The sequence below is a fragment of the Streptococcus sp. 3874 genome, assembly GCF_013276425.1.
Taxonomy (GTDB): Bacteria; Bacillota; Bacilli; order Lactobacillales; family Streptococcaceae; genus Streptococcus; species Streptococcus pseudopneumoniae.
In genome coordinates, this window is the sequence record NZ_VMLA01000025.1 from 1 (window position 1) to 12721 (window position 12721).

Sequence of the window (12721 nt, forward strand, 5' to 3'; positions counted from 1 at the left end):
GTTACCGACTTCGTCAGTTCTATCTACAACCTCAAAGCAGTGCTTTGAGCAACCTACGGCTAGCTTCTTAGTTTGCTCTTTGATTTTCATTGAGTATGAATTGAACTTCCTATCTATTTTCTATAAATCCTAAAGGCTATAATACTTTCAATCCTTGACATTTTGTGATATCATGTAGAGGTAATGAAAGGAGAGAAAATGTCTGCAATAGAACGTATTACAAAAGCTGCTCACTTAATTGATATGAACGATATTATCCGCGAGGGGAACCCAACTCTACGCGCAGTTGCTGAGGAAGTTACTTTCCCCTTATCTGATCAGGAAATCATCCTTGGCGAAAAGATGATGCAATTCCTTAAACATTCCCAAGATCCTGTCATGGCTGAAAAATTGGGACTCCGCGGTGGGGTTGGACTGGCTGCTCCTCAATTGGATATCTCAAAACGCATTATCGCTGTTTTGGTACCTAATATTGTTGAAGAAGGCGAAACTCCGCAGGAAGCCTACGACTTGCAAGCCATTATGTACAATCCAAAAATCGTCTCTCACTCTGTTCAAGACGCTGCTCTTGGTGAAGGAGAAGGTTGCCTGTCTGTAGACCGCAACGTGCCTGGCTATGTTGTTCGCCATGCCCGCGTTACTGTTGACTACTTTGACAAAGATGGAGAAAAACACCGTATCAAACTCAAAGGCTACAACTCCATTGTTGTTCAGCATGAAATTGACCACATTAACGGTATCATGTTTTACGATCGTATCAATGAAAAAGACCCATTTGCAGTTAAAGATGGTTTACTGATTCTAGAATAAAGAAAATCCCGTTGCAAGACGGGGTTTTGTGTTATAATAGAGGCATGAAAACAAATGATATTGTCTATGGCGTCCACGCCGTTACCGAAGCCCTCCTTGCAAATACTGGAAACAAACTCTACCTCCAAGAAAATCTCCGAGGTAAGAATCTTGAGAAAGTCAAGGAACTGGCTACAGAAAAGAAGGTGTCCATTTCTTGGACCTCAAAAAAATCCCTCTCTGAGATGACTGAAGGTGCTGTCCACCAAGGTTTTGTTTTACGAGTGTCCGAATTTGCCTATAGCGAGCTAGATCACATCCTTTCCAAAACACGCCAAGAAGAAAATCCTTTGCTATTGATTCTGGATGGTTTGACTGACCCTCACAACCTAGGATCCATCCTGAGAACAGCCGATGCGACCAATGTTTCAGGTGTCATCATTCCCAAGCACCGTGCTGTAGGTGTTACCCCCGTCGTTGCCAAAACGGCCACAGGTGCTATCGAGCACGTTCCCATCGCCCGAGTGACCAATCTGAGCCAAACTCTGGACAAAGTCAAGGATGAAGGCTTCTGGACCTTTGGAACGGATATGAACGGTACTCCTTGCCATAAGTGGAATACAAAAGGGAAAATCGCCCTCATCATCGGAAATGAAGGAAAAGGCATCTCTAGCAACATTAAAAAACAGGTCGATGAAATGATTACCATTCCCATGAATGGCCATGTTCAAAGCCTTAATGCCAGTGTTGCTGCGGCCATTCTCATGTACGAAGTTTTCCGAAACAGACTATAAAAAAGTTTCCAGTCATCTGATTGGAAACTTTTTTATGATTAACTATGTTCTGTGATAAATTTATAGGCTTCTTGACCAGCGATAGCTCCATCTCCAACCGCTGTTGTTACTTGGCGAAGGTCTTTCTGGCGAACATCTCCAACTGCAAAGATACCGTCAACTGCAGTTTTCATGTGGTTATCTGTCACAATCCAGCCTGCCTGATCTTGGATATTCAATTCTTTAACAAAATCGCTAAGAGGGTCCAATCCAACATAGATAAAGACGCCACCGAAGGCTTGTTCTGTCACTTGACCTGTTTTCACATTTTCAAATACGACAGATTCTACTCGGTTTTCACCCTTGATTTCCTTCACTACAGAATCCCAGATAAAGCTGATTTTCTCATTCGCAAAGGCGCGGTCTTGTAAAACCTTTTGAGCACGAAGTTGGTCACGACGGTGAACAATGGTAACAGTCTTAGCAAAACGAGTCAAGAAGAGGGCTTCTTCAACAGCTGAATCTCCACCACCAACTACCAACAAATCTTGGTCACGGAAGAAAGCACCATCACACACAGCACAGTAAGAAACACCACGACTGTTCAGTTCTTCTTCTCCAGGTACTCCCAAAGGACGGTGTTTAGAACCAGTTGCTACGATAACGGTACGAGTTTCATATGTTTGGTCGTCAGTCATCACTTTCTTAAAATCACCATGGTCTTCGACATTTTCAACATATCCATAAATGTGCTCAACACCGAGATTTTCAAGCGGTTCAAACATCTTTTCTGCCAATTCAGGTCCACTAACATTAGCATATCCTGGGTAATTTTCGATATCAGATGTATTATTCATCTGACCACCTGGCAGACCACCTTCAATCAAAGCTACTTTCAAATTGCTTCGAGCAGCATACAAGGCTGCAGTCATCCCTGCAGGTCCAGCACCGATAATAATAGTATCGTACATATAGTTTCCTTCTTTCTTGTTGTAACTATCTTTATTCTAACTCTTTCTTGTCAATCACGCAAGGATTATGCCTTGAAAACAAGAATTAAACTCATAACCGCAAAGGATAATACTGGAACAACCAAGACCCCAATCATAATCATATCATAGAGATGGGCTTGGCGAGCCTTGGCTGTCTTATCAACTCCCGACATGGCTCTCAGTCCAATCCAAATTCCTAAAAAAATCAGGACGAGGATGGTGGTTAAGATCAAACTCTCGAAATATAAAGAAAATAGTTGCAGTAGCATGATTTCTCTCATTTCTATCTTTTTTAAAGAGTAAACTCAGCTAGTCCAGCTAACTGAGTTTTTCTTTATCTATTATATCAAATATAAGTCCGTTTGTAACTAGCGAAGAATTCTTTTGTCCGCTCTTCTTTAGGATGGTGGATAATCTCATCTGGTGTTCCAGACTCGATGATTTTCCCCTTATCTAAGAAGAGAATCTTATCAGCCACTTGGGCTACAAAGGACATGTCATGACTGACCAAAATCATGGTCTGACCTGACTTAGCAGCATCTGCAATAGACTTCTCTACTTCACCGACCAATTCTGGGTCAAGGGCTGAAGTTGGTTCATCTAAGAGCAAGACATCTGGTTTCATAGCAAGCGCACGCGCCAAGGCAACCCGTTGCTTTTGTCCACCTGATAAATGGCGAGGGTAATGGTTTTCACGATCAGAAAGCCCAACCTTAGCCAACTCTTCCTTGGCAATCTTAGTCGCTTCTTGGTCAGATAATTTCTTGACAACAACCAAGCCTTCTTTCACATTATCAAGTGCTGTACGGCGCTCAAACAAATTAAACTGCTGAAATACCATAGATAACTTGCGACGTAGGGCAAGGATTTCTTCTTGAGTGATTTTAGAAAAATCAACCGAGAAATCATCAATCTGAATCGAGCCACTATCAGGTGTTTCAAGATAATTGAGACTGCGAAGAAAGGTTGATTTTCCAGCTCCTGAAGAACCAATCAAGGCTACAACTTCCCCTTTTTGAATATCCAAGTCCAGATGATCCAAGACAGTCTGTCCTGAAAAGGATTTGCTTAAATTCGAAATCTTAATCATTAACGAAGGTCTCCTTTCACATCTGTTTGCACTGTATCTGGTGCAGAAATAGCCATTTTTCTCTCGATGAAACGACCAAGGCTCTCAATTCCGATATTGACTACCCAATAAACAAGAGCAACGGAGATGAAGCGCTCAAAATAACGATAATCGGCACCACCCAAAATCTGAGCTTGGGCAAAGACTTCCACAACACCCGCACTAAAGGCTAGGGAAGTTCCCTTGGTCAAGCCGATGAGGGAGTTAATCAAGGTTGGAGTTGCCACAACTGCTGCATTTGGAATAATCACTCGTCGATAAACTTGCGCTCGGGTCATACCCAGACTGCGTGCCGCCTCAATCTCACCAGGGTTAACTGAGAGAATGGCTGCACGAATGGTTTCACTAGCATAAGCTGCCTCATTAAAGGCAAAGGCGACAATCGCAAAAGCAGCGGCTGGAATCGCATTGATATTGAGACCAGTTCCCCATTGCTGATTGAGAGCTTTCAAAGCCAAAGGAATTCCGTAGTAGGTCAACATGAGCTGCACTAAAATCGGTGTCCCTTTTAAGAAACTAACAAAGAAGGCCTGCAAGGGATATAAAATCTTGACACGATTGATCTTCACAATGGCAAAAAGAAGCGCCAAAACCAAGCCAAAAAAGGCACCACCAATTGTCAACATAATCGTTGTTGGAAGTTGTTGAACAATTCTCGGAATTCCATCAAAGACCGAACGCAAGCTAAAAAGCTTGCCATCCGGAATCAATTGCATCAAGTTTTGATACCAATCTGATGCTAAAATCGTTGTAACATTCATAAAAACATCCTCTCCTGATAATGATTCATTCTACCATACTTCTGCCGTCAATGAAATTATTTGCTACGGTCAGATACAGTCTTTGTCTACCTACTAGTTTATCATACTTTAAAACAGGGAGGTTATATATTTTATCTATCAGAGAGATAAGTAAAAACTATTTCAATCCCAATTCTTCATAAGGTTTTCGATAACCGATTTGTTTAACAGTTCCATTTTCTACTAAAATTGGCCGTTTTAACAACATGCCGTCGCTTGCTAGCAACTCAGCTGCTTCTTGGTTTGACAGACTTCCTACCTTATCTTTTAACCCTAATTCACGGTATTTGATTCCACTGGTGTTAAAAAATTGCTTCAATTCAAACCCTGAGGTTTCCAGCCAGTTTAAAATAACTTCTTGGCTAGGTGTTTCTTCGGCGATATGGACGGCTTTGTAGTCCACACCGAGTTGGTTTAATTCTTGTTTTGCTTTTTTACAAGTTGAACATTTTGGGTATTCGATAAATTCTAACATGTCTTTCACTTTCTATTATTTATATCTTTAAAATCTGCGCCTTCATACTCCAAGAGCCAGGCTTTCTTTTCCACTCCTGCGGCATAACCAGTCAGACGCTTGCCTGCTCCCAGCACACGGTGACAAGGTACTAGAATAGACCAAGGATTGCGTCCTACCGCTCCACCAATTGCTTGAGCAGAAGGCACTTGCAGGTCTTGGGCTATTTGCCCATATGTCACTGTCTGACCATAAGGAATTCCCTGTAAATAGTCCCAAACTCGCTTTTCAAAATCCGTTCCAATTGGAGCCAAGGGCAAGTCGGATAAATCCTTAGGCTTGCCTTTAAAGTAAGCATCTAAGCAAGTAATAACTGGGTCTAAAATGGGATGACTAACAACTGCTTCTATCGTCTCATCTCCTAGTCCCCTCTCAAAATGCTTCTGCTCCTGAACCCAAATTCCATACAAATAATGGTCATCAGCTACGAGAGAAAGGGAGCCAATCGGCGAAGAATAGAGCATTTTTACATACTTCTTTTGCATTATTTCTTTAATTTTTGATAGGCCAAGCGTTCGCCATCAACTGGAACCTTACCAACCTGTTTAAAACCGAGTTTTTCAAAAATATGCTGCATAGCTTTGTTTTCAGCATGCGTATCTGAGCGAAAATCTAGATAATCAAAACCTTCAATCAAGCCCTCTAAAAAGGTTTGAGCAACTCCCTGTCCCTGCACATCTGCTGCCACAGCAATACGGTGAAAGACTAGGTACTCTGACTCCCCAACTTGCCAGTTGCCTTCATAAATGGCTTCATAGGCTGCCTCTGGACTCTTGGTCACAGCAGCATAGGCTAGTAGTTCTCCCTCTTCCAAGGCTACATAGGCTTGACCTGAGATAATATCTTCAATAATAATATCAGCATTTGGATAACCATTTTGCCACTGGTCACTACCAGCATCCGCTAAACATTTTTTAGCATCCTCCATCACTTGCATGATGTCATCTACTTCATTTGGAAAAGCTAAACGAATCTCCATCTTTTCTCCTCATTTCTGACTAGTTTCTCCCATCCTAGCATAATTTAAGTCTTTCTACAAGCAGTTAAAACTTGACTTTCTGTTTTTGTTATTTTATAATCTAGTTATTAAAACTAGATAAAAAGGAGTTGAAAATGAAAACTACCTTTTCCTACCCAAAATGGGCAGAAATTCCAAATATTGACCTCTATCTGGACCAGGTTTTACTCTATGTCAATCAGGTCTGTGCCCCTATCTCTCCTGATAAAGACAAAGGCCTGACAGCATCTATGGTTAACAATTATGTCAAACATGGTTACCTGACAAAACCTGACAAGAAAAAATACCAACGTCAACAGATTGCCCGTCTGATTGCTATCACAACCCTCAAGTCTGTATTTTCGATTCAAGAAATCGCTCAGACACTGAATACTCTACAAAGTCAAGCAAGTTCAGAGCAACTCTACGATGCTTTTGTGAACTACATGAACCAAGGAATTGACCCAGCTAACCCTATCATCCAAACCAGCTGCCAAACCGTTAAACTCTATCATCAAACCCTAGCCTTAATCCATCATACTCAAGAGGAGGTAATCCAATGAACACTAGTCTTAAACTCAGCAAACAACTCAGTTTCGGAGAAGAGATTGCTAATAGTGTGACCCATGCTGTGGGTGCAGTCATCATGCTCATCTTACTCCCTATTTCATCCACCTATAGTTACGAAGCACATGGCTTTTTATCCTCTATCGGCGTTTCCATTTTCGTTATCAGTCTCTTTCTCATGTTCCTCTCATCCACCATTTACCACTCTATGGCCTATGGTTCGACCCACAAATACGTCTTGAGAATTATTGACCATTCTATGATTTATGTGGCTATCGCAGGCTCTTATACGCCAGTCGTCTTAACCTTGATGAATAACTGGTTTGGCTATCTGATTATTGCTATCCAATGGGGAACGACCATCTTTGGTATTCTCTATAAAATCCTTGCTAAAAAAGTCAATGAAAAATTTAGCCTTGCTCTTTACCTGATTATGGGCTGGTTGGTTCTGGCTATCATTCCTGCCATTATCAGTCAAACGACACCAATTTTCTGGAGTCTCATGGTAACTGGCGGACTCTCTTATACAGTTGGGGCTGGATTTTACGCCAAGAAAAAACCTTATTTCCACATGATTTGGCATCTCTTTATCCTAGCTGCGTCCGCACTCCAATACATCGCCATTGTTTATTACATGTAAAACTCTAAGCAGGCAGAGCCTGCTTAGAGTTTTATAATCGAATTTCCTAAAGAGGAAGCAATATGAAAGCCGTCATTGCTTGTGCTCATAAGATCTTCAGAATCATTTACAAACTACTCTCCACCAAGCATACTTATCAAAAAGAAAAGGCGCTAGGACTGAGGAAACATTTCTAACGCAAAAACTAAAAAAATTTCAATTATAGTATAGCACAGGAAGTGATTTTTTGCGCTTTTTTACTATCTTTTTTCTTCACATATATTTATAAAGTACTGGTGCAAGCTTACATCATCAGTCAATTCAGGATGAAAAGAAGTTACCAACATATTTTTTTCTTGGGCTGCAACGATTTGATTATTCACTGTTGCTAGAATTTCTACATCTTCTCCAACACTGCTGATAATTGGACCACGGATAAAGGTCATTGGAATCTGACCAACTCCCTTACATTCTGCTTCCGTATAGAAACTTCCTAATTGGCGCCCATAGGCATTGCGCTCGACCACCATATCCATAGTTCCTAGATGACTCTCTTTCTGAGAAGTAATTTCCTTAGCCAGCAAAATCAAGCCTGCACAGGTTCCAAAGACTGGTAAACCAGATAAAATAGCTTCTCTTATAGGAGTCATCATATGTTGATCTCGTAAGAGCTTGCCCATGGTTGTAGACTCACCACCAGGCAAAATCAAACCCGACAAGTCACTCTGAGATTTCTGAAAATCCTCTAAATTTCTGATTTCAACACTCTCGACTCCTAATTTTTCTAGCACTTTTACATGTTCTGCAAAGGCACCTTGCAAGGCCAATATTCCGATTTTCATCTATTTTCCTCTCTCTGCCATGAGAATTTGGATTTCATTTTCATTGATACCAACCATGGCTTCTCCTAAATCTTCAGAGATTTGAGCTAGGATTTGAGGATTACGGAAGTTAGTCACAGCCTTAACAATGGCACTCGCTCGTTTAACAGGATCTCCTGACTTGAAAATACCTGAACCGACAAATACACCCTCTGCCCCTAATTGCATCATAAGTGCAGCATCTGCTGGCGTTGCAACGCCTCCAGCTGCGAAGTTTACAACTGGCAATTTCCCATGTTCATGGACGTATTGAACCAATTCTACAGGGACTTGCAATTCCTTGGCAGCAACATAAAGTTCGTCCTCGCGTAGGTTTTGAATACGGCGAATTTCCTGATTCATCATACGCATATGGCGAACAGCTTGGACAATATCTCCTGTACCCGGTTCTCCTTTAGTACGAATCATGGAAGCACCTTCAGCGATACGACGCAAGGCTTCCCCCAAGTCCTTAGCTCCACAGACAAAAGGTACTTGAAATTCTTTCTTGTCCACATGGAAACGATCGTCAGCTGGAGATAAAACTTCACTCTCATCGATATAGTCAATCTCAATAGCCTCTAAAATCTGAGCTTCAACAAAATGCCCGATTCTAACCTTAGCCATCACTGGAATGCTAACCGCTTCTTGGATTTCCTTAATCATCTTTGGATCACTCATACGGGAAACACCACCAGCTGCACGAATATCAGCTGGAATCCGCTCCAAAGCCATAACAGCAGCCGCACCAGCAGCCTCTGCAATACGAGCCTGTTCAGGATTTTGAACGTCCATGATAACCCCACCTTTGAGCATCTGTGCCAAATTTTTATTTAATTCATAACGATTTTCAGTCATTTGTTTTATCCTCATCATTTATATTGGTAGCTACCATTTCATTTTAAAATAGAACAGAGTGAATCACAAGATAAAAAAAGAAGAATTGTGTGGGTACAGATTGAATCGAGTAGGGGCTAAGACTAGTCCCTCTCACACCACCGTAGGTGCCGTTCGGCATAGGGCAGTTCAACTAATACTCATATCTATTTTCAAAAAGCATTCTGGTTCATTCTCTTTTAACGATGGACTTTACAACACTCCTCTCTAATCCTTGTATGATCTCTTGAAATGTATCAATGCCAGCTTCCAAGGTTTGAAATGCTTTATTCTGGAAGCCACCTTCACCAAGCTCTTTCTGCATCTGTTCAATAGGATTCATCTCTGGCCTGTATGGGGGAATAAAGGGAAAGCCAATATGATTTGGAATAGTTAAGCTACTTGATGGATGCCCTAGGGCATGATCCATGACTAGTAAAATAAAATCAGTTGGATAGGCCTGTGACAGTTCTTGTAAACAAGCTTTCCTCCATTCAGTATGGCATCCTCCGGCAAGCAGGAAAAAGGATGCTCCTCTATAAGCATCAACAGCTCTCTAACAGTAAGAGAATTCATGCACGGAATGACTATGGACAGGAGGACCTATTCCTTTAGGTGGCTAACAAGATCCTAGTTTACTGCCTATCCGAAACCAGCCTCATCTTTGATGCATGAACCCAAGCTTACGAAAGCATCTACTATCTTTAAAGCGTTTTCTTACCTTCTTGAATAGAGATGGGATGTTTAGACGCGGCAATGGTTTGAGCGCCTGCTTTCTTAGGATCTAGGGCAACAGTGCGCCAGCTATGTCGCTTCAACAGTTGACAGAAAGCATCACCTGTGTAGGAACGACTAATCTCCTTTTGATAGGACTGAAGAAATGGAGTATCACTAAACCTCCTGAGAAACAATCTCTAGAACACTTGTCCTACAACGGCCTGTATATCCTAGTCCGGTACGTTATAAGCAATGAATTCATTTTTATTACAATTCAATCTAGATTTTGCAGGAAATCTACTGTAACAACTTCCTCTTCCTCTGAAGTTTTCAAATGACCGGAAAACTATCTATTCCTTGACTGTCATATAAACGTGGTTACAACCACCACGTCTTTCTTGAAGGAGAGAGTCCGAACCTAACTCCTCATCCTTCTTTAAATTTCACCAAACTACAGTCTAGACGCTCTATCATCTCTTGATAGGATTTTCCCATCAAACAAAGCAGAACGATTGGAAGACTTTGTGTTAGAGGCTTAGTAAGGTCTTTAAAGAGAAAGGTGATTTCTTGTTTAGCTAATTTCATGTTACTATCGTACAATGCTTTTTGAAGTATGTCTAGTATTAACCACTCTTTTCATCACCCCACTACAAGTTGATAAAGAGCCACAAAACTTCAAGACTTTTCTAAGTATTTTCGATATAAGCATTAAATATATTTCAGAAAAAGCAACATTAACCTCCCTTATACTCAATGAAAATCAAAGAGCAAACTAGGAAGCTAGCCGCAAGCTGTACTTGAGTACGGTAAGGCGACGCTGACGCGGTTTGAATTTGATTTTCGAAGAGTATTAACTGAAACAAACTCAAGTTCACTAAATTGGTTAATAATTCTTTTCAAGTCTTTATCTGCTTTTTTCTCTGACACATCATATTCAGATGTTAATTTTCTCAATAAGTGGTCATATGAAATTGAAGTATCAATTTTAGACCATATAAAAAGATTTCTCTCTCCATCACTTATAACATTGATTTTACTTCGAGTATCCTTTAAATTATCATTAATATCAATTCCATTAATTGTAATTTCTCCTGAATCTTGTTTTAGAAGCGTTGTCATCATTTTTATTAAGGTTGTTTTGCCTGCCCCATTTTCTCCTAAAACTCCAATTATTTTTCCTCTTGGAATTTTTAATGAAACATTATTAATAGCTTGCTTTTTCTTTTTAGTAAATTAATCTTCGTTTTTGTAAGATAACTTTTAGATACATTTTTTACTTCTAACATCGGAATTCTCCTAAATTGTTAAATATTCGATCACTTTCTTCTCCACCTTTTTATAGCTGAGCAAGCCAATCACAATAAAAACTAATGAGAGAAGTAAAACTTTAAAAATCAATAGACATAGTTGAAGCGATTCCAAATCTCCAGAAGATATTAGTCTAACTATCTCTAAGCCATAAGTAATTGGTAATAAATCACCAACACATTTTAGAAAATCAAGAAGCACTGTCCTAGGAAATGTAACACCAGATACTAAAAATATCAAAATAAATAACGTATTCTGACTTATAAATGTATCTCTTAACCAGAGCATTATGTTAGCAACAAAAACACTCATAGAAAATGATATTAAAACAATAACAACATAACTCAACAGCCAATAGGATATTGGAGTTGCCATGAACTTTGCACCGAGCAAAATAGAAATAATAAAAAGTGAACAAAACTCCATAAAAGTTCTTCCAAGCTGTTCAATGAACACGCCTATATAATAGCTGAAAATACTATATGGAGTTATAAATAAGCTTTCCAAGGTTCCCTCTCGGACCTCAACCATCAATGAACGCCCTACATTCATCAAAATAGCAACAGCAACATTGTAGTAAAGCATCCCAGCAGCAGCGAAAGTAAAATAATCAATCACTTCTACTTGACTAACTACTAATTTGTTATTAAAAAGATAATGAGCAATTAACCAATACCCTAAAAGCTGAAAAATGGCATCTAACAATCGATTCAGGAATAGAGCTACTGGAAAAAATCTAGTATACATTTGCAAATTTCTAATTATTAATGCCTTAATCAACTTTCGATAATCTCCATTTCTACTCTTTTATAATCGTGCCAATCTCACCTCCTGATAAAAGAAGTGCATTCGCATCATCAGTATCAATATGCATTTCCAATCTATATTTATCACTCACTCTGCAATGAACATCATGCAAAGTAGCACTTTTTTCGCTTTTTACTTCAACAGAAACTATATCTCCATTTTTAAGACCCATTTCCTCAGCTTCTTCTGTGGCAAAGTGAATATGTCTATTAGCAATAATGCACCCTTCATCTAAATTAACTCTTCCATTAGGTCCTATAATGGTAATCGGTGAAGAGTTTTCAATCTCACTCGAAGTACGTACTGGTGGAGTTATCTTTAATAATCTAGAATCTGTTTTAGAAACCTCAACTTGTGTATAAGGACGAATTGGTCCTAATACCCTGACACGATTAATCTCGCCAGATGCCGACTGAATTGTAACCTGTTCTTCAGCAGCAAATTCACCAGGCTGATACAAATCTTTTAACTTGTTTAGTTGGTATCCTTCACCAAATAAAATATCTAAATGTTCCCTCTTTAAATGAACATGTCTAGCAGAAATGTTAATGATTACTTGATTAATTTCCATGATAATTTATCTCCTTTTCCTATTTATAATACCATATTTTTTTCTGATTCATTATACTCAAAATGAATCAAAGCCTCTTTATTCAGATACATACCCTCTTCATTGAGTAAATGATTCAAATCAGAGTTCCATTGTGACGGTTTATCTCCTATACTTTCTAAGTTCTCAACAAAAGTATAGATATAAAAGTTTGTTGCTCTATATTTTTCACCTCCTATATTAAAATTTCTAAATAGGCTTATTGCTAATATTTTATAGTTGCTTAGTTTCAAACAAGCATGTTATAATAAAGCTATGCATGTAGTACAGATTTTAAACAGCGAGCATTAGATTACATCAAAGAGGGGCACAGCCATGTCGAGGCAGCCAAGGTTTTTGATGTCGGCGTCAGAACTCTCTTCA

Annotated in this window: 16 protein-coding genes and 3 pseudogenes; 5 read left to right on the forward strand and 14 right to left on the reverse strand. The window is 39.6% G+C overall.

Going from position 1 to position 12721, the window contains the following annotated elements:
- The first annotated feature begins 198 nt into the window (after positions 1–198).
- Positions 199–810, forward strand: coding sequence for a peptide deformylase (gene def, locus HT703_RS02640; protein WP_001272952.1), 612 nt, complete (start codon positions 199–201; stop codon positions 808–810).
- 44 nt (positions 811–854) lie between these two features.
- Positions 855–1583: a 23S rRNA (guanosine(2251)-2'-O)-methyltransferase RlmB gene (gene rlmB / locus HT703_RS02645; RefSeq protein ID WP_000855765.1), complete on the forward strand. Its 729-nt coding sequence runs from the start codon at positions 855–857 to the stop codon at positions 1581–1583.
- Between the two features lie 38 nt (positions 1584–1621).
- Here the strand turns inward: rlmB and trxB are convergent, their stop codons facing one another.
- The 7 genes from trxB to HT703_RS02680 form a co-directional block, all read right to left on the reverse strand.
- Positions 1622–2533 (reverse strand): thioredoxin-disulfide reductase, encoded by a 912-nt coding sequence (trxB, locus tag HT703_RS02650; protein WP_172929911.1) that lies wholly within the window; start codon positions 2531–2533, stop codon positions 1622–1624.
- A gap of 65 nt (positions 2534–2598) precedes the next feature.
- Complete coding sequence (locus HT703_RS02655) at positions 2599–2823, reverse strand: DUF4059 family protein (RefSeq protein WP_000926599.1); 225 nt, start codon at positions 2821–2823, stop codon at positions 2599–2601.
- A 77-nt stretch (positions 2824–2900) separates the two neighbouring features.
- Positions 2901–3644, reverse strand: coding sequence for an amino acid ABC transporter ATP-binding protein (locus tag HT703_RS02660; protein ID WP_000590965.1), 744 nt, complete (start codon positions 3642–3644; stop codon positions 2901–2903).
- Entirely contained in the window at positions 3644–4444 is an 801-nt protein-coding gene (locus HT703_RS02665; protein ID WP_001103446.1) for an amino acid ABC transporter permease, read from the reverse strand. The genes HT703_RS02660 and HT703_RS02665 overlap by 1 nt, the downstream gene beginning before the upstream one ends.
- 157 nt (positions 4445–4601) lie before the next feature.
- Entirely contained in the window at positions 4602–4958 is a 357-nt protein-coding gene (locus HT703_RS02670; protein ID WP_023934080.1) for an arsenate reductase family protein, read from the reverse strand.
- 5 nt (positions 4959–4963) lie between these two features.
- Complete coding sequence (locus HT703_RS02675; RefSeq protein WP_023934081.1) at positions 4964–5482, reverse strand: methylated-DNA--[protein]-cysteine S-methyltransferase; 519 nt, start codon at positions 5480–5482, stop codon at positions 4964–4966.
- Entirely contained in the window at positions 5482–5976 is a 495-nt protein-coding gene (locus HT703_RS02680; protein ID WP_000405855.1) for a GNAT family N-acetyltransferase, read from the reverse strand. The genes HT703_RS02675 and HT703_RS02680 overlap by 1 nt, the downstream gene beginning before the upstream one ends.
- Before the next feature lie 134 nt (positions 5977–6110).
- Between HT703_RS02680 and HT703_RS02685 the strand changes: the two genes are divergently transcribed.
- Together HT703_RS02685 and HT703_RS02690 are read left to right on the forward strand one after the other, a co-directional pair.
- Complete coding sequence (locus HT703_RS02685; protein ID WP_000858721.1) at positions 6111–6557, forward strand: DUF1836 domain-containing protein; 447 nt, start codon at positions 6111–6113, stop codon at positions 6555–6557.
- Entirely contained in the window at positions 6554–7201 is a 648-nt protein-coding gene (locus tag HT703_RS02690) for a hemolysin III family protein (protein WP_001097999.1), read from the forward strand. Before HT703_RS02685 ends, HT703_RS02690 begins: the two co-directional genes overlap by 4 nt.
- Before the next feature lie 239 nt (positions 7202–7440).
- Here HT703_RS02690 and pdxT read toward each other — a convergent pair whose 3' ends face one another.
- The 7 genes and pseudogenes from pdxT to pduL all read right to left on the reverse strand — a co-directional run bounded on the left by pdxT (position 7441) and on the right by pduL (position 12319).
- Complete coding sequence (gene pdxT, locus HT703_RS02695; RefSeq protein ID WP_054388010.1) at positions 7441–8022, reverse strand: pyridoxal 5'-phosphate synthase glutaminase subunit PdxT; 582 nt, start codon at positions 8020–8022, stop codon at positions 7441–7443.
- Complete coding sequence (gene pdxS / locus HT703_RS02700; RefSeq protein ID WP_000138526.1) at positions 8023–8898, reverse strand: pyridoxal 5'-phosphate synthase lyase subunit PdxS; 876 nt, start codon at positions 8896–8898, stop codon at positions 8023–8025. It abuts the gene before it with no gap.
- A gap of 208 nt (positions 8899–9106) precedes the next feature.
- Positions 9107–9791, reverse strand: a pseudogene (locus HT703_RS11610) (transposase); the annotation flags it as partial.
- A 195-nt stretch (positions 9792–9986) separates the two neighbouring features.
- Positions 9987–10158 (reverse strand): annotated as a pseudogene (locus HT703_RS11615) (IS630 family transposase); the annotation flags it as partial.
- Positions 10159–10413: 255 nt separating this feature from the next.
- Entirely contained in the window at positions 10414–10842 is a 429-nt protein-coding gene (locus HT703_RS02715; protein WP_080674662.1) for a PqqD family peptide modification chaperone, read from the reverse strand.
- An 87-nt stretch (positions 10843–10929) separates the two neighbouring features.
- Positions 10930–11721, reverse strand: coding sequence for an ABC transporter permease (locus HT703_RS02720; RefSeq protein ID WP_050208676.1), 792 nt, complete (start codon positions 11719–11721; stop codon positions 10930–10932).
- A gap of 19 nt (positions 11722–11740) precedes the next feature.
- Positions 11741–12319, reverse strand: coding sequence for a phosphate propanoyltransferase (gene pduL, locus HT703_RS02725; RefSeq protein ID WP_000405172.1), 579 nt, complete (start codon positions 12317–12319; stop codon positions 11741–11743).
- A 296-nt stretch (positions 12320–12615) separates the two neighbouring features.
- On the opposite strand from pduL, the pseudogene HT703_RS02735 reads away from it, so the two are divergent.
- Positions 12616–12721 (forward strand): annotated as a pseudogene (locus tag HT703_RS02735) (IS630 transposase-related protein); the annotation flags it as partial.